Below are 15916 nucleotides of genomic sequence, written 5' to 3'. Positions count from 1 at the left end.
AACGAAGCTGTCAGCATGCCGGCATATTATAACTCAGCTACCAGTTGCCTGAAGATAGCGGTAAGCTTGGGTTCCGCTTCTTTGGCAGCCTGTAACACTTCTTCATGCGTTATTATATTATCTTCTTCGCGTATACCAATATCGGTAATAACGCTGGCGGCAAATACAGGCAGCCCCATGTGAACGGCAATGATCACTTCCTGTACGGTGCTCATTCCAACGGCGTCGCCACCCAGTTTGTGAATGAGTTTATATTCGGCCCTTGTTTCAAATGTTGGACCAGTTACGCCATAATAAATGCCTTCCTGCACCTTGATGTTTCGATCGGCGGCAATTTTTCTGGCTTTTTTTATGATCTCCTTGGTATAAGGTTCGCTCATATCGGGGAACCGCGGGCCTAACTCACCATGGTTCTTCCCCAACAAAGGATTTACGATGCCAAAACTGATGTGGTCGGTGATGATCATCAGATCACCTACTTTAAAGGCAGGGTTTACGCCACCCGCCGCATTGGACAACAGCAAATGCCCGATACCCAGTTGCTTCATTACCCTGATGGGATAGGCAACCGCATCGGGCGTATAGCCTTCATAATAGTGGAAACGGCCGGCCATTACCACTACTTTTTTACCGCTTAATTCGCCAAAGATCAGCTTGCCATGATGGCCTTCTACCGTAGAAACCGGAAAATGAGGAATCTCGTTATAAGCTATCTCCACCTCTACGTTTATTTCCTGCGAAAAATTTCCCAATCCGCTTCCCAGCACAATACCTATCTGCGGAGTGTCGGAATATCTGCTTTTTATAAAGGACGTGGTTTCTTGTAATTGCTGAAGTAAATCGGGCATAATGATTAAATAATATTATTGGCGTGATTACTGGTTGAAAATGTGTGCAAATATACAAGTTTCCAGTTACCGGGTACCGGTTCCCGGGCAGGCACCGGTTGGCAGTATTTCCCGGTAACCTGAAACTGGCAACCGGTAACCGGCTCTCTCCGCAAACGTTCCCGGACATTGTACGCCGAACTGAGAACTAAGAACTCAGAACTTAATAACTTTTTTTACTACTTTCGCTAAAATTTTTTACGGCATGAATCTTCACGAATACCAGGCAAAGGAATTACTGAAAAAATACAATGTACCGGTGCAGGAAGGAATACCGGTTGACAGAGCCGACGCGGCCGAAGAAGCATATAAGAATTTAAAGGTTCAATTTGGCAACAACTTCGCGGTTGTTAAAGCACAGATCCATGCAGGTGGTCGCGGAAAAGGCAAAGTTCAAGGCACCGAACAACGCGGTGTGGCAGTAGGTAAAAGTGCCGAAGAAATCAAAAATATCGCCTCCAATTTATTGGGCGGTACCCTGGTTACCATTCAAACAGGCCCTGCCGGTAAAGTGGTGAACAAAGTACTGGTAGCGCAGGACGTATATTATCCTGGTCCTAACCCGGTAAAAGAGTTCTACTTATCAATTCTGCTCGATCGTACAAAAGGCCAGAATGTGATCATGTACAGCACCGAGGGTGGTATGGACATTGAAGAAGTAGCCCACAACACCCCCGACAGGATCTTCAAAGAATGGGTACACCCAGGCGGAGGTTTACAGGCTTTCCAGGCGCGTAAAATTGCGTTCAACCTGGGACTGAAAGGCGAAGCCTTCAAAAACTGCGTAAAATTCGTTACCAATTTATACAATGCATACGTTGGTTTAGACTGCGCTATGCTGGAAATCAACCCATTGTTCAAAACAGCCGACGAAAAGATCATTGCTGTTGACTGTAAAATGGGTCTGGATGACAACTCCCTGATGCGTCACCCCGAGCTGGAAGCCCTGCGCGATATCAGCGAAGAAGATCCTACCGAAGTGGAAGCTGGTAAATACAACCTGAACTTCGTAAAACTCGATGGGAACGTAGGTTGTATGGTAAACGGCGCCGGTTTGGCCATGGCTACCATGGATATGATTAAACTGAGCGGCGGTGAGCCAGCCAACTTCCTGGACGTAGGTGGTACTGCCAATGCTACTACTGTAGAAGCTGGTTTCCGCATCATCCTGAAAGATCCAAAAGTAAAAGCGATCCTCATCAACATCTTTGGTGGTATCGTTCGTTGCGACCGGGTTGCCCAGGGAGTAATTGATGCCTATAAATCAATCGGCAACATCACCGTACCTATCATCGTTCGTTTACAGGGTACCAATGCCGAAGAAGCTAAAAAGCTGATCGAAGAAAGCGGTCTGAAAGTACAATCAGCCATTCTGTTGAGCGAAGCTGCTGCCCTGGTGGGTAAAGCGGTTGCTTAGTTAGGAAGGAAGTCAGGATATACGAAGGTCCCGTTCGCAAGAGTGGGACTTTTTCTATTTCTGAGATGAAAGGCAGTGGGCAGTAGGCAGTGGTGAGAAAGGCAGACGGCAAATCCCGACAAGTCGGGCCAGGCAGGCAGACAGCAGAAATGAAAGGCAGGGAATCGCATCGATTTCAGTTTAAAACAGTACGCTACCAACTGAGATCGCATTGTTTTCAGTTTAAAACGGTACGCTACCAACTGAAATCGTACCGTTTTCAGTTAGAAACAGAACGCTACCAATTGAAATCACCCCATTTTCAGTTAGAAACAATACACCACCAACTGAAAACACCCTGTTTTCAGTTAGAAACCACCCTCCACAAATTATTAGCACCCTGTTTTCAACTAAAAACTATACGCTACAAATTATCAGGACACTGTTTCCAGCTATAAATCGAACCAATAACTACATTAGACCTCAATAACTTAATAATGTACGAACCCAATAACTTAAACAGAGAACTAAGAACTAAATAACTATTCCTCATCTTTCATATACTGTTTCAACCACCCTATAATAAAGCTAACCTGTTTATGGGTTTTCTGCAGCAGCTGGCTATATACTAACGATTTAACCGATTCAGGCTTATCTTCCAGGGCATATTGCGAATTGCCCTCTTTATCCGTTACTTCAAAATGATCGATGGTATAGCGATAATGCCCGTTCACAATTTCAAGGCTCATATGAAAAGACACCGGAACATTGGAAGGCGTGCCTATATCGTGCAATTTGGCTTTTACATTAATATGGCCTTTACCGGTGAGTAATAAATTGGCCGGTTTTTCTATATGGGCCACCGTATCCCAATGCACCAGGAACGGTTGATTAAAGAACGATTTTGCCCGGCCCATTGTTTGGGGAGTGGTTTCAGCGAGCATTTCGCCGTAGTATCGGAACTGGCCTGCCGTAGTACGCGGAATTTGGGCTACCGCATTATATCCCAGCACAAAGAATAAACATATCGTGACTACAGGCCGCATAATTCTTATACAAGTTAGCATATTGTACGGATTGATTAAAGCCACTCAACACATTTGTGCCCCTACAACAGACATTAAGAAAAGAACATCCCCTCTATAAAAACAATGTCCCCGCAACGGATAGCGGGGACAATTTTTTGAGAGACGGTTTCTGTTCTCACAGGATACATGGATCAGTTTTCAAAAGGACTTTCGGATTTTTCCTGGTTTTTTCAAAGGGACAATGGACTTCGGTTTTTCTTTCGGACTTTGGACTTTGGATGGTTTAACACAGGAATACGGTTTGGTTTTTCGGATTCGGACTTTGGACTTTAAACGGTTTTTCTATTGGACGTTGGATTACTTAAACTCTTTGACTATGTAAAGATCGAACTATAATTTGCTTTTTCTGTCTTTTCACTCCGCTTATTCACTCATCTCCTTGGTTAACTTATCAGCATCTAGGAATATACCCTTACCTCGTATACGCACTTTTAAAAACTACTATCACTAACGGTTATGGGCATAAAAAAACCCACCCTTACCGGGCGGGAAATATTATTGATTACATTATTATATGATTCAGCTTTGCTGGTTTTCACAGATACAGGATTGTTATATGTTTTTCTATTTTCGGTTTGCATTGGACGTTGGATATGCAAATGTAGCAAAATCGTTTATATCTACAATTGCGGGGTAAATATGTAACTATTTCTTCAAATTCGGAAGTGTTTGATAAGATAAACTTAACATTATCTGCGATTATTTTATAATCACCTAGAGTGAAACCTGTATGCCTCGTATATTCACAACAACATCGCCTCGTACATTTACTAGCTTCTGTAATTCATTCATTTACCTGCTTCAATACATTACATAGTGGATATCTAATTTACCGGCATTGATTGCAACATCAACAGGCAACAAATATCTTTGTATCCGCTCTATAATTGTTAAGAAAACACAAGCATTGGTGTTACTATATTGTAGCCCGTTACCGGTAAGTGTTTTCAATAACCGCCCACTATAACCTCTTACCCCGGCGCTGGTGTTGTTACGATCAGTGCACCGTATTTTCTGTATTTGCAAAATTTAGTAGAACTCAAATGTGGATAACCGTTCATTTGGCATAGTATTTTATCTATTTAAAATAAGTAACCAAATCAATAACCTGATTAATCTGTAGCAAATGAAAAATCCTATTCGACTCTTCTTCGGATTCATCTTTGTAGCTTATGTTATCATCTATAGTTTAATGGCGCTGCTGGCATAATACGCGTAAGACTAAACGCATAAGGCTGAACGCTTGTTTCCGAAATTTGAACCGCCCGCCTATTAGCCGGGAGCGCTAACGTTCGGGAGGCAGCGTTGAGCGTTCCGCATTTTGCCTTCAGCCTTCCGCGTTCTGCATTAAGCGTTTTGCGTTCCGCGTTTTCGTTACCTTCGTTATATGTCACCTGTTACCATCAGAACCATTCAACCTGCCGATAACCCGGCACTGGCCATCATTATCAGAAATGCGTTAGCTGAATTTGGCGCCAACAAACCTGGCACTGTTTATTACGATGCTACTACCGATGCCTTGTACGAGTTGTTCCGGCAACCCGGTAGTATTTATTATGTAGCCGAAGCAGCTGGTGAATTGATTGGTGGCGCCGGCATTTTTCCTTCGCCCGGTTTACCCGATGGCACCTGTGAGCTGGTGAAAATGTATCTCTCCCCTGCCGCCCGGGGCAAAGGCATTGGTAAATTGCTGATCGATAAAGCCCTTGAATTTGCCGGGGAGGCAGGCTATCGCAACGTATATATCGAAACCATGCCTGAGCTCAGAAAAGCCATGTCGGTCTATGAAAAGTTTGGGTTCAAATACCTGGATGGACCAATGGGGAATACGGGGCATTTTGGATGTGATATCTGGATGTTGAAAGAGTTGATCAGTTAACCAGTTGACGAGTTAACACGTTGACATGTTAACGGGATAGAAGGAGATTTAGTAGAATTAATTGGGAGGTTGACAGAGTTGATAGCGTTGATAAAGGAGGCCGCGCAGAGGTGTATTGCTTTTGGCTTTAACCTTTGGCTTTCTGCTTGCAGCTTGAGACTTGTAGCTTGCAGCTGTTCTTAACTAACAGCCTTCACTTCATAAATCGGACTAAACAAATATAACTTCCCCGTATCCACCTCAATACATTGAAAACGCTTGCGCAGTTTCTTTCCCTTTTTAAAAATACGGCCCTCACCAATATCGAAAAGCTGGCCTTCGGGTAACTGTTCTACCATCACCATGCCGTTATCGCCGTCAAACTTTTTCAGCACGCGCATCAGGCCTTCATCGGCGCAACTGCTGGCCGGCAGGTCGTGCATAGACTGTTTAAGCGCCTGTTCTACCACAGGGGGAAAGATCTCCTTACCCAGAAAATCTTTCAACAACCGGGCATAACAGTCCTTCCACTCCCGGCCATGCGGCGAAACCTGGTGTTTAAACTGAATAAAGGTTACCAGGTGGGCCAGTTCATGCACCAGGGTAATCAGGAAAGCGTAGGGATTTAAATTGCCGTTTACGCTGATGCGGTGATTCTTTTCGATGGTAGCGTGGCGGTAATCGCCCAGGATCGACTTTCGTTCCCGTGTAATAGTTAAGTGTACTTTATATTGATGCAGGTATTCAAGCACCCGTGGCACGGCTGCCGTTGGAATAAACTTACTGAGGTATTCTAAAGGCGCCTGCTGCTTAGACATTCTTTTTTTGCTTGCTCAATTTCATCAGTATAACCACTTCAAGGATGGTATACAGGAGGTACAGGAACATACATCCGAAAATACCTGCCTTATTAACACCCTTGCCGGCTATGAAAATATAAATAAACACCGTGATCAAACAGATCATCATTTTCGAAAACACGCCCCCATATACCGTACGCACAACGGCCATCGGGTTCTTGGACCCCATTGACCGCGAAAACAAATAAAATGATACTGCCGTGGCGGCAAATAATACCAGGTTACCAATAATCAATACATCCGTATTTACATCCCACCGGGCAAACCGGGCCCGGCTGGTAATAAACAACGCAGTAGTAATAACAAACAACAGTAAAAGCGGACGAAAAGATCTGGAAACCGAATTATTTGACATGTGTAAAAAATGGAGGGCAAAGATAACCCGGAAATGAGAAATGGAGAATTAAGAATATAAAATGAGAAAGTCCCGCCAGGAGCGAGACTTAATAAGTTTTGAGGTTATGATTTCCTTCAGCACATTAGCTAATTAGCACAATAGCACATTGGCAATACGTTCCTTTTCCGGTAACAAAGAGGTTATCGAATAGGTGCGTTCAACAAGTACATAGGGGGCGTAACCGGGTCAGTTGTATCAGGCTTTCTGAAGTTCCTTTGCTGCTTCTTTTTCTTTCTTTGAAGCGGCCACTTCATTTACCTGACCATTGCTGGCTGTTGTCATGTGACACTGGCCATTGAAATTGGCGCTGGGCTCTATCTGCAGTTTGCCTGCATATAAATTCCCGTTCACATTACTTCCGCCTTTTAATTGTAATAACTCTTTTACTTTGATGGTGCCGGATACTTTGCCCATGATGTCGGCCTGCTGGCCTGAGATATCGCCTTCAACAGAACCATTGGAGCCAATTACTACCTTGGCCTGGCATTGAATGTTGCCCTGGAGGTGCCCATCAATGCGAATATCACCGTTGCTGGAGATATCGCCTTTTAATGTGGTTCCGGCTGCGATAATAGTGGCAGCTCCTGATCCTGGCGCTGAGGATACATCGCTTGACATGTCGGATTTGGATTTTTGATTGAACATACGGAAATGGTTGGTTTATTCGTCAATATTCTCGGTAGGTGGAATAGACAACGTAGTTGTGTCTAACTTAACGCTGATATTCCCCTGTAAAACACTTTTTACATTATCAAGATACTTGTCCTTGTTCGACATCGCCTGCTCAAGAGAATCGGTTTTTACCTTCAATTCCCGCAACTCACGCATGGTGTTTACATCGCCATATCCAGGTATGTACATCCGTAACGGAGTGAACACTATAAGTGCCACTGTTAACCCGGTCAGTAACACAAAAATGGTGCTAAGTGTGATGTAAACACTCAGTCTGGATAATTTAAACGTCACAACCTCTTCGTAAGTATCATCGTTCATCACTACCAGCCGGTACCGGTTCTGCAAGCGCTTCAGGGTAGATTGGGCATCGAATTTAGCCATAGAGAGAGTTTCAAAACGCTAAAGGTAATAAGTTATTTTAATTCATCGCCATGAGTAGAAAAATTAACGTACTTACATAATATTTTTCTTGAAAATCAGTTTATAAGATTTTAGTTTGCGGAAGAAACACTTAGGACTTGACGAGGATAATTGCATTAATCATAATTTTAATCTTATCGCTGCCGAAATTATACGCGCAGCCAACGCTTTCTTATGACCTGAAGAAGCCGCAAAAGTATGAAAACCGCAAGTTAGCCTCCGAAAAGACGGAATCCACCAAGTTCCACGCCGTTCGCAAATTCACCCAAAACGGTACTACCAAGTTCAATTACAACTACAACGCTAACAAGAAACTAACAGAAGTGATTGCCCGGGGCAAATCACAGCATAAAGACGATTACTCCCGCCTGCTTTCCTTTTATAATTACGACCTCACCACAACCGCAAAAGACAAAACAGAGCTCGATTCGGTTATTTATAAGGCTAATGCCGGTATTCTGCTGCACGACCTGCGTAACAGCTGGGTCGATAATTTGTACATGCTGATGGGCCAGGCCTATTACTACAAAAATGTGCTCGATACCGCCTATTTTACTTTTCAATACATCAACTACGCGTTTTCACCTAAGGAAAAAGACGGGTACGATAAAGTCATTGGTTCCAATGCCAATAAAGATGAGGGTGGCAGCGTGTTCTCCATTTCAACCAAAGAAAAGACCGATATAGCCCATAAAGTATGGGCCCGGCCGCCCAGCCGCAATGAATCATTCATTTGGCAGATCCGTACCTACCTGGCAAAAGATGAAACAGCGGAAGCTGCAGGGTTAATTGAAACCCTGAAACATGACCCTGTATTTCCGGAACGGTTAAAAACCGATCTGCACGAAATGCAGGCTTTGTGGTTTTATAAACAACAGGTATACGACAGCGCCGCCATTTACCTGGAAATGGCGCTCGACAATGCAGAAGGCCGGGAAGAAAGAGCCCGTTGGGAATACCTGGTAGGCCAGCTGTACGATAAAGCCAATAAACCGGAGGAGGGCGCCAAATGGTTTGAAAAAGCCACCAATACTACCCTTAACCCCGTACTGGAAATTTATGCCCGCCTGAACAACATCCGCGACCATAAAGGCGACGATAAAATATTACAGGAGAATATTAAAGAACTGGAAAGAATGGCGCGGAAAGACCGTTACCTGGTTTACCGCGATATTATATATTACGCGGCAGCAGAGATGGAGCTGGAGCGGAACAATATTCCAGGCGCCAAGGCGCTGTTGTTAAAAGCAACCAGCTATCCCGGTAATGACCCCGCCATGCGCTCAAAAGTATTTTTACTGCTGGGCGATCTGTGCTTTAAAGAAAAGGACTATCCCAACGCCAAACGGTTTTACGATAGCATTACCAATTTAAATCCCAGTCTTGTTGACCAGAAGGCGTTTCTTAAACTGAAGGGAACCCTGGGCAAGATCGTTGCCTATCAAAATACTATTCACCGGGAAGACAGCCTGCAACAACTGGCAGCCCTGCCCGAAGATGAGTTGAATGCCTATTTGAAGAAACTGGCTAAACAGCTGCGCAAAAAACAGGGCGGCAAGGAAGACGATAACGAGATCTCCAACGGCCCGTTATCATTCAATGATAATAATGGCCCCAGTGACATGTTCAGCAGCAGTAACCAAAAAGGCGACTGGTATTTTTATAACCCTACCCTCAAGGGCAAGGGATATACTGAGTTTAAAGCAACCTGGGGCAACAGACCAAATGTTGACAACTGGCAGCGGTTGGCAGCGGTTAAACAGGCTACCCCTACCACCATTGTTAGTAGCGATGACGCCAATGCAGCCGGCGCCAATGGATCAGCCGGAGCAGGTCCCATTACGTATGAAGAATTATTAAAATCAGTGCCGCTTACCCCCACCCAGCTGGCTACCTCCAACGACTCGGTTGAAAAAGCCCAGTTCTCACTGGGTAAAATATATCTCGAAGGACTGGAAGATTACCGGTCTACTATCGATACCCTGGAAGCATTCCTGGTGCGTTTCCCCAACAGTAAGAACCGGCCCGAAGCCCTGTTCCTGCTGGCTTATTGCTACTCAAAAACCGGGGATATGGCCAAAGTCGCTGCGGTGCAGGATGAGCTGAAGAAAAAATATCCGGGTACGAACTTCGAAAAGATCGTGTCAAGCCCCAACGGCGTTACCCCGGATAGTTTGGCCAAACAGGAAATGACCCGCCGGTACGATAACATTTACAACCTGTTTATCGAGGGTAAATTCGACGAAGCGCAGGCAGAAAAGAAACTGGCCGATAGCATGTACCATGAAAATTACTGGACACCCCAGTTACTGTACATACAATCGGTATACTATATTCAGCAACGGCAGGATGATTCGGCTAAAAAATCATTACAGAACATCATCCGGGTGTTCCCCGGTACGCCTATGGCGGTAAAAGCCAAGGCATTGATAGATGTATTGGGCCGTCGCAAGCAGATTGAGGATTACCTCACCAATTTGCAGATTCAGCGTCCGGCAGAAGACAGCACGGCCGAGCCTATTGCTATTGTAACGCCTAACCCGGTGATGCAACAGCCGCCCGTGGTGGTTACCCGGCAACAGCCGCAACAGCAGCCGCCAGCTACCTCACCGCCAGCACAGCAACCGGCAAAACCGCCTGTAACGCAACCGCAGCCACCAACGGTGCCTGCTACCCAGCAGCCTAAACCGGATGTTGCCAAAACAACAGACAAACCGGCTGTTACTACGCCCCCGGTGGTAACCCCACAAACTGTTACCCCGCCGGTTACCAGTCCGGTTACGGTAAGTCCGCCGCCGTCGTCAACCCAGCCACCTGCTACCCGGCAGCCTCAGCTGCCACCACCGGCTATTGCGAAAAAGGATTCTGTAAAGGCCAATGTGCAGCCACCTAAACCATTGGTGCTCACCCACAATCCTGAAATACCGCAATATGTGGCCATTGTGCTGGATAAAGTGGATCCCGTTTACATAAACGAGGCCCGTAACGCCTTTAACCGCTATAACCGCGAGCAATATTCAGCTAAAGGGTTTACCGTTAATAATCAGACGGTTACCGATGATATCAAACTGGTGCTCATTGGGACCTTCACCAATGCCACCGATGCCATTTCGTACATCGACAAAACCAAAAAACTGGCAGCCTCCGAGATCATCCCCTGGTTGCCCGCCGCCAAATACTCATTCATTATCCTCACCGACAACAACCTGCAGGTGCTGATGAATACCAAGGATGTAAATGCCGTTAAAACTTTACTGAATCAGAATTATCCCGGTAAATTCTAAAGGCACAACCTCCCTCCCCACGAGTCGGGGACCTGTTAGAATTTAGTTAGAACGGGGCGCGCCTCAATTAATTAAGAATACTTTCGTAGCCATTCCTGGTTTTATCGGCTATAAAGCATGATTTTTGCACTCGTAAAAATCCGGATGGTAATACCCGGTTTACAAAACACCCAACTATGACGCGCGCCACCAAAATATTCTGGAAAATATTTCTAATAGGTTTCCTGGTAATCGCCTTGTTTTTCACCCTTTTAAGCTTTGGTTTATTTGGGAAAATGCCTTCGCTGGCCCAGTTGGAAAATCCCTCCATTACGCTGGCTACCGAGGTATATGGTGACGATGGCACCATGCTGGGAAAATATTATAAGGAAAAGGGGAACCGCAGCTTTGTACAGTACAAAGACATTTCAAAACATGTGGTGGATGCCCTGGTGGCCACGGAGGATGAACGCTTTTACGATCACTCAGGCATCGATGGCAAGTCGCTGGCCCGCGCTATTTTCTTTATGGGTAAAGAAGGGGGCGGCAGTACCATTACCCAACAGCTGGCGCTGAATATGTTCGACGAAAGAGCGGAGAACAAGTTCACCCGCATGATCCAGAAACTGAAAGAGAATATCATTGCCGTTAAGCTGGAAAGAAATTTTACCAAACAGGAAATACTGGCCCTGTACCTCAATACTGTTTCTTTTAGCGATAACGTATATGGCATTCGCAATGCGGCCCGTACTTTCTTCTCAAAAGAACCCGATCGCCTGAACGTGGAAGAAGCCGCCGTGCTTATCGGGATGCTGAAAGCCACCGGAACTTATAACCCCCGAACCAATTACAAAGCCTCGTTCGAGCGCCGTAATACTGTGCTCGATCAAATGGCGCGTAACAACTACCTTACCGAGACCGAAGACGCTGACCTGAAACGGCAGCCCATTCGCCTCAATTATAAAAAGCTGAACGAGAACAATGGTATCGCCCCGTATTTTCTCGATGTGATCCGGGATGATGTAAGGAAATGGTGCAACGATCATAAAAAGCCGGATGGCGAAAATTACGACCTCTACGAAGATGGCCTGCACGTATATACTACCATCAATCCCCGTATGCAGTTGTATGCAGAAGAAGCGGTGGCCAAACACCTGCCCGTACTGCAACGCGCCCTGGCCAGCCAGGCTGCGTTAAAAAACGATGCGGTTTGGAAAGGCCATGAAAATGTACTGGAAAGCAACATGCGCAATTCAGACCGCTGGCGCAACCTGAAAGCCGAAGGGTTAAGCGAGGCAGAGATCAGGAAATCATTCAAGCAGAAGGTGCACATGAAAGTGTTTGCCTGGAACAACAAGCGCGAGAAAGATACCCTCATGACGCCGCTCGATTCTATCAAATACCATCGCGAAATGCTGCAAACCGCCTTTATGGTTACCGACCCAATGAGCGGTCAGGTAAAAGCGTGGGTGGGTGGTATCGACTTCAAGAACTATAAGTTCGACCATGCCAACCTGAAAACAAAACGGCAGGTAGGGTCTTCTATAAAACCATTCTTATACGCACTGGCGATTTCAGAATATGGTTTTACGCCCGAAACCATGTGCGAAGCCCAACAGCAATATTTTCCCGGTTCCGGTTATGTACCAGCCAAACCGAACCCCAAAATAAGCGGTATGCGCACCATGGCTACCGGTTTGGCTTATTCTATAAATGAAGTAGCAGCCTACATCATAAAACAAACCACGCCCAAACGGTTTGCCGAGTTTATACATGAGATCAATATCCCCACCAAGGTGCAGCCCTACCCTTCTATCAGTTTGGGAACCTGCGAGCTGTCGCTGTATGAAATGATGTGGGGTTACAGCATGTTCCCAACAGGCGGCTTTAGTATAAAACCCGTATACATCACCCGTATTGAAGATAAGAACGGTAATGTACTGGCCCGTTTTGATACAGAACGCAAAGAAGTGATCAGTCAGGCAAACGCCTATACCATGGCCCGCATGATGCAGGGACCGGTTGATTTTGGTACCGCCGCCGGTTTACGTGGCCGCCTGGGCGTAGCTGAAATGGGAGGTAAAACCGGTACAACCAACGATAACTCCGATGCCTGGTTCTTTGGTTACACTCCGCAATTATTAGCTGGTGTCTGGATCGGTTGCGACGACCGTTTCATTCGCCTCGAAGGTGGCCTGGGTTATGGCGGCGCCGCTGCCAGACCTATCTGGGAATCGTTCTTTGCACGCGCTTTTGCCGATAAAACCCTGGGGCTCGACAAACAGGCCAAATTCGTGGCGCCTGAAAACATGCGCAATGAATCATTCACCGATGAATATATCGGGGCAAACGAAGCACCCGCTGCCGAAGGTGAAAACGTGGGTAATGGTGCTGCCGATTCCTACCTGGGCAAACCCGACACCCAGAACATTCCAACCGAATCTAAAGAGGCTATGGAAGAACAAAAGGTGTTAAAGGAAGCTACCAGCACTAAAAACCAGATCCCTAAAGACACCGCCTTACCACCCGATGAAAAGAAGAAGAAAGGTTTCTTTAGAAGACTGTTTGGAAAGAAAGACCGATAGGCAATAGGCAATAAACAACTGTTACAGGTTTCAGGTTACAAGCGCATTAGCCCATGTAACCTGAAACCTGTAACTTTTTCATCCTGTTATCCGGCGCCCGGCAACCGGTAACCGTCTCTTATAACCACATATACAAATTCCGGTCAGTTGTTTTGAAATACTACGTAGCTTTTATCAAACTTAACTGACATGAAAAAGATACTGATTGCTTGTTTAGCATTGACATGCTATGTCGTTTCTTACTCACAGTTATTAACCCCGCCTTCGGGTGGCAATAAGAAGGCGATGGTGGGCGAACGCATTGGTATTACCGATGTTACCATACATTACGACCGGCCGGGCGTTAAGGGGCGTGAAGGCAAGATCTGGGGCCAGCTGGTACCCAAAGGCTATACCGACCAGGGCTTTGGCACCAGTAAAGCAGCACCCTGGCGGGCAGGCGCCAATGAAAATACCACTATTGAATTTTCCACGCCGGTAAGCATTGAAGGACAGGCGCTGCCAGCCGGCAAATACGGGTTCTTCATTGCCTACGATCCGGATGAATGCACGGTTATCTTTTCAAAGAACTCAACTTCCTGGGGTAGTTTTTTCTACGATGAAAAAGAAGATGCCTTACGCGTAAAAGTAAAACCCGCGTCCATCGATAAAAGCGTGGAATGGTTAACGTACGGTTTCGAGAACGAAACCAACACCGGCGCTACCCTGGCGTTGGTTTGGGAGAAACTGAAGATCCCTGTTAAAATTGAAACCGATTATAACAACCTGCAACTGGAATCATTCCGGCGCGAGCTGCGCAGCGAAAAGTCCTTTAACCCCGGCTGGCAAAACTGGAACCAGGCCGCACAATTCTGTTTGCAAAACAATGTCGATCTTGATGAAGGTATGCAGTGGGCAGAAGATGCGATCAGTATGCCATTCATTGGTCAAAAGAACTTTGTTACGCTTTCTACCAAAGCCGGTTATTTAAAGAAGTCGGGGAAAGATGCGGAAGCCGATGCCCTGATGAAAGAAGCCCTGCCCATGGGCACAGTAACTGAGCTGCACAACTATGCCCGCCAGTTATTGCAGCAGAAAAAGAGCAAGGAAGCTTTTGATGTATTTAAAATAAACTACGACAAAAATCCCAACGAGTTCACCACCCAGGTAGGCATGGCCCGTGGTTATTCAGCGATGGGCGACTATAAGAAAGCCCTGGGCTTTGCCCAAAAGGCCCTGCCCAAAGCGCCCGATAACGGCAATAAGACGAATGTGGAGAAGATGATTGCCACGCTGACGGAGGGGAAGGACATTAATTGAATGTCGAATGTTGAATAATCTCTGCCGATTCACGATTGCCGATTCACGAAAAAAGCCACCTGACATCCAGGTGGCTTTTTTCTATATCTTAATAAACTTGCTATCGATTACTTGCATCCCAGCAACTCACACAACTTCGCATCCAATTCTTCCCCACGCAAATTCTTACCCACTATCTTCCCATTGGGATCGATGAGGTAATTCTGTGGAATGCTTTCAATTTTATACTTGCGGGCGGCATCGTTATTCCAGTATTGCAGGTCGCTTACCTGGGTCCACATAAGGCCATCGTCTTTAATAGCCTGTAACCAGGGCTCACGCGATCTGTCGAGCGATACTCCCAATACGGTAAAGTTCTTGTCTTTAAACTTTTTATAAGCGGTTACAACGTTAGGGTTTTCCATGCGGCAGGGTTTGCACCAGCTGGCCCAAAAATCAACCAGCACATATTTACCTCTGAACGAGTTCAATGATACCTGTTTGCCAATGGTATCGGTTTGGGTAAATTCAATGGCGTCACTGCCCACTGCGCCTACTTTGGCATCGGCAATGGTTTGATGTAACATTTTGCCATAAAATCCATTTTGAGCGGCAGGTGTCAGCTGGTTAAAGCGTTTCTCCAGTAATACCGGGTCCTGCTCCAGTTCGCGGGTAACAATCAGTAAGAAAGGTGCTACCGGCGAAGATTTTTTCTCTGCCACAAATTTATCAATGGCGGCCACGGCGGCATCGTAGGCTTTTTTATAAACGGCCTGCAGGGAGTCGCTCGGACGCTGGCCAGACACCTGCTGGTTCAGCTGCGTAAGCGTTTGAAACAGGGGGTTGAAAGTCTTCTGAAATTCGGTAAAATCACTTTGGCTGGCTGAACCCTTTATATCAAACTGCTGCGTGTTCTTGATATCGCCTTTGATAGTAACGTTGTCGTTGCCGATAAATAAGACCGATTTCTTTCCGCTTCCATCAAAATTCAACTGGTACAGGTTCGGATCCGTCACGGTGCCTTTCAGAACAAAAGTTCCTTTGGCAACTTTGCCTTTTGCCAGCGTATCTGCAGGCTTGTTCATATCCACCAGGGACACTTTCGAGTTTTCCACCAGCCCGGTAATGGTACCGGTAATAACAAATCCCTTTTGCTGTGCCATCACCGCAACAGGTAACAAAAAAAGTCCCGCTATCAGCTTCTTCATA

12 protein-coding genes are annotated in these 15916 nt (G+C 45.9%); 5 read left to right on the top strand and 7 right to left on the bottom strand.

Annotation, left to right across the window (positions count from 1 at the left end):
* Window positions 1–26 precede the first annotated feature (26 nt).
* Complete coding sequence (locus NIAKO_RS01880; protein ID WP_014216693.1) at window positions 27–848, bottom strand: purine-nucleoside phosphorylase; 822 nt, start codon at window positions 846–848, stop codon at window positions 27–29.
* A gap of 244 nt (window positions 849–1092) precedes the next feature.
* Between NIAKO_RS01880 and sucC the strand changes: the two genes are divergently transcribed.
* Complete coding sequence (gene sucC / locus NIAKO_RS01875; protein ID WP_014216692.1) at window positions 1093–2304, top strand: ADP-forming succinate--CoA ligase subunit beta; 1212 nt, start codon at window positions 1093–1095, stop codon at window positions 2302–2304.
* A 521-nt stretch (window positions 2305–2825) separates the two neighbouring features.
* Here the strand turns inward: sucC and NIAKO_RS01870 are convergent.
* Window positions 2826–3329, bottom strand: a complete 504-nt coding sequence (locus NIAKO_RS01870) for a hypothetical protein (protein ID WP_014216691.1) — start codon at window positions 3327–3329, stop codon at window positions 2826–2828.
* A 1429-nt stretch (window positions 3330–4758) separates the two neighbouring features.
* Here NIAKO_RS01870 and NIAKO_RS01865 point away from each other — a divergent pair.
* Window positions 4759–5250, top strand: a complete 492-nt coding sequence (locus tag NIAKO_RS01865; protein ID WP_014216689.1) for a GNAT family N-acetyltransferase — start codon at window positions 4759–4761, stop codon at window positions 5248–5250.
* A gap of 179 nt (window positions 5251–5429) precedes the next feature.
* Here NIAKO_RS01865 and NIAKO_RS01860 read toward each other — a convergent pair whose 3' ends face one another.
* From NIAKO_RS01860 to NIAKO_RS01845, 4 genes are all read right to left on the bottom strand, one after another.
* Window positions 5430–6047 (bottom strand): SprT-like domain-containing protein, encoded by a 618-nt coding sequence (locus tag NIAKO_RS01860; RefSeq protein WP_014216688.1) that lies wholly within the window; start codon window positions 6045–6047, stop codon window positions 5430–5432.
* On the bottom strand, window positions 6040–6444 hold the full coding sequence (locus tag NIAKO_RS01855) for a hypothetical protein (protein ID WP_014216687.1): 405 nt from the start codon (window positions 6442–6444) through the stop codon (window positions 6040–6042). The genes NIAKO_RS01860 and NIAKO_RS01855 overlap by 8 nt, the downstream gene beginning before the upstream one ends.
* A gap of 237 nt (window positions 6445–6681) precedes the next feature.
* Entirely contained in the window at window positions 6682–7104 is a 423-nt protein-coding gene (locus NIAKO_RS01850; RefSeq protein ID WP_107685602.1) for a bactofilin family protein, read from the bottom strand.
* A 42-nt stretch (window positions 7105–7146) separates the two neighbouring features.
* Entirely contained in the window at window positions 7147–7542 is a 396-nt protein-coding gene (locus NIAKO_RS01845; protein WP_014216685.1) for a hypothetical protein, read from the bottom strand.
* A gap of 137 nt (window positions 7543–7679) precedes the next feature.
* Between NIAKO_RS01845 and porW the strand changes: the two genes are divergently transcribed.
* The 3 genes from porW to NIAKO_RS01830 all read left to right on the top strand — a co-directional run bounded on the left by porW (window position 7680) and on the right by NIAKO_RS01830 (window position 14728).
* Window positions 7680–10865, top strand: a complete 3186-nt coding sequence (porW, locus tag NIAKO_RS01840) for a type IX secretion system periplasmic lipoprotein PorW/SprE (RefSeq protein WP_014216684.1) — start codon at window positions 7680–7682, stop codon at window positions 10863–10865.
* A gap of 176 nt (window positions 10866–11041) precedes the next feature.
* Entirely contained in the window at window positions 11042–13429 is a 2388-nt protein-coding gene (locus NIAKO_RS01835) for a transglycosylase domain-containing protein (RefSeq protein WP_014216683.1), read from the top strand.
* Between the two features lie 189 nt (window positions 13430–13618).
* The gene (locus tag NIAKO_RS01830; RefSeq protein ID WP_014216682.1) at window positions 13619–14728 is read left to right on the top strand and encodes a DUF2911 domain-containing protein; all 1110 of its coding nucleotides are present in this window, start codon (window positions 13619–13621) and stop codon (window positions 14726–14728) included.
* A gap of 107 nt (window positions 14729–14835) precedes the next feature.
* On the opposite strand, the gene NIAKO_RS01825 is transcribed toward NIAKO_RS01830, so the two are convergent.
* Complete coding sequence (locus tag NIAKO_RS01825) at window positions 14836–15915, bottom strand: TlpA disulfide reductase family protein (RefSeq protein ID WP_014216681.1); 1080 nt, start codon at window positions 15913–15915, stop codon at window positions 14836–14838.
* Window position 15916: the final 1 nt, after the last annotated feature.

Source organism: Niastella koreensis GR20-10 (genome assembly GCF_000246855.1).
GTDB classification, from domain to species: Bacteria; Bacteroidota; Bacteroidia; order Chitinophagales; family Chitinophagaceae; genus Niastella; species Niastella koreensis.
Note: the sequence above shows the minus strand (reverse complement) of the source record. Positions and strands in the feature narration are given on the sequence as shown.

Bases quoted from the DNA above. Each gene is read 5' to 3' on its own strand.
- NIAKO_RS01860 (WP_014216688.1), bottom strand. From the start codon at position 6,047: ATGTCTAAGCAGCAGGCGCCTTTAGAATACCTCAGTAAGTTTATTCCA.
- NIAKO_RS01825 (WP_014216681.1), bottom strand. From the start codon at position 15,915: ATGAAGAAGCTGATAGCGGGACTTTTTTTGTTACCTGTTGCGGTGATG.
- NIAKO_RS01835 (WP_014216683.1), top strand. From the start codon at position 11,042: ATGACGCGCGCCACCAAAATATTCTGGAAAATATTTCTAATAGGTTTC.
- sucC (WP_014216692.1), top strand. From the start codon at position 1,093: ATGAATCTTCACGAATACCAGGCAAAGGAATTACTGAAAAAATACAAT.
- NIAKO_RS01830 (WP_014216682.1), top strand. From the start codon at position 13,619: ATGAAAAAGATACTGATTGCTTGTTTAGCATTGACATGCTATGTCGTT.
- NIAKO_RS01870 (WP_014216691.1), bottom strand. From the start codon at position 3,329: ATGCGGCCTGTAGTCACGATATGTTTATTCTTTGTGCTGGGATATAAT.
- NIAKO_RS01850 (WP_107685602.1), bottom strand. From the start codon at position 7,104: ATGTCAAGCGATGTATCCTCAGCGCCAGGATCAGGAGCTGCCACTATT.
- NIAKO_RS01865 (WP_014216689.1), top strand. From the start codon at position 4,759: ATGTCACCTGTTACCATCAGAACCATTCAACCTGCCGATAACCCGGCA.
- NIAKO_RS01845 (WP_014216685.1), bottom strand. From the start codon at position 7,542: ATGGCTAAATTCGATGCCCAATCTACCCTGAAGCGCTTGCAGAACCGG.
- NIAKO_RS01880 (WP_014216693.1), bottom strand. From the start codon at position 848: ATGCCCGATTTACTTCAGCAATTACAAGAAACCACGTCCTTTATAAAA.
- NIAKO_RS01855 (WP_014216687.1), bottom strand. From the start codon at position 6,444: ATGTCAAATAATTCGGTTTCCAGATCTTTTCGTCCGCTTTTACTGTTG.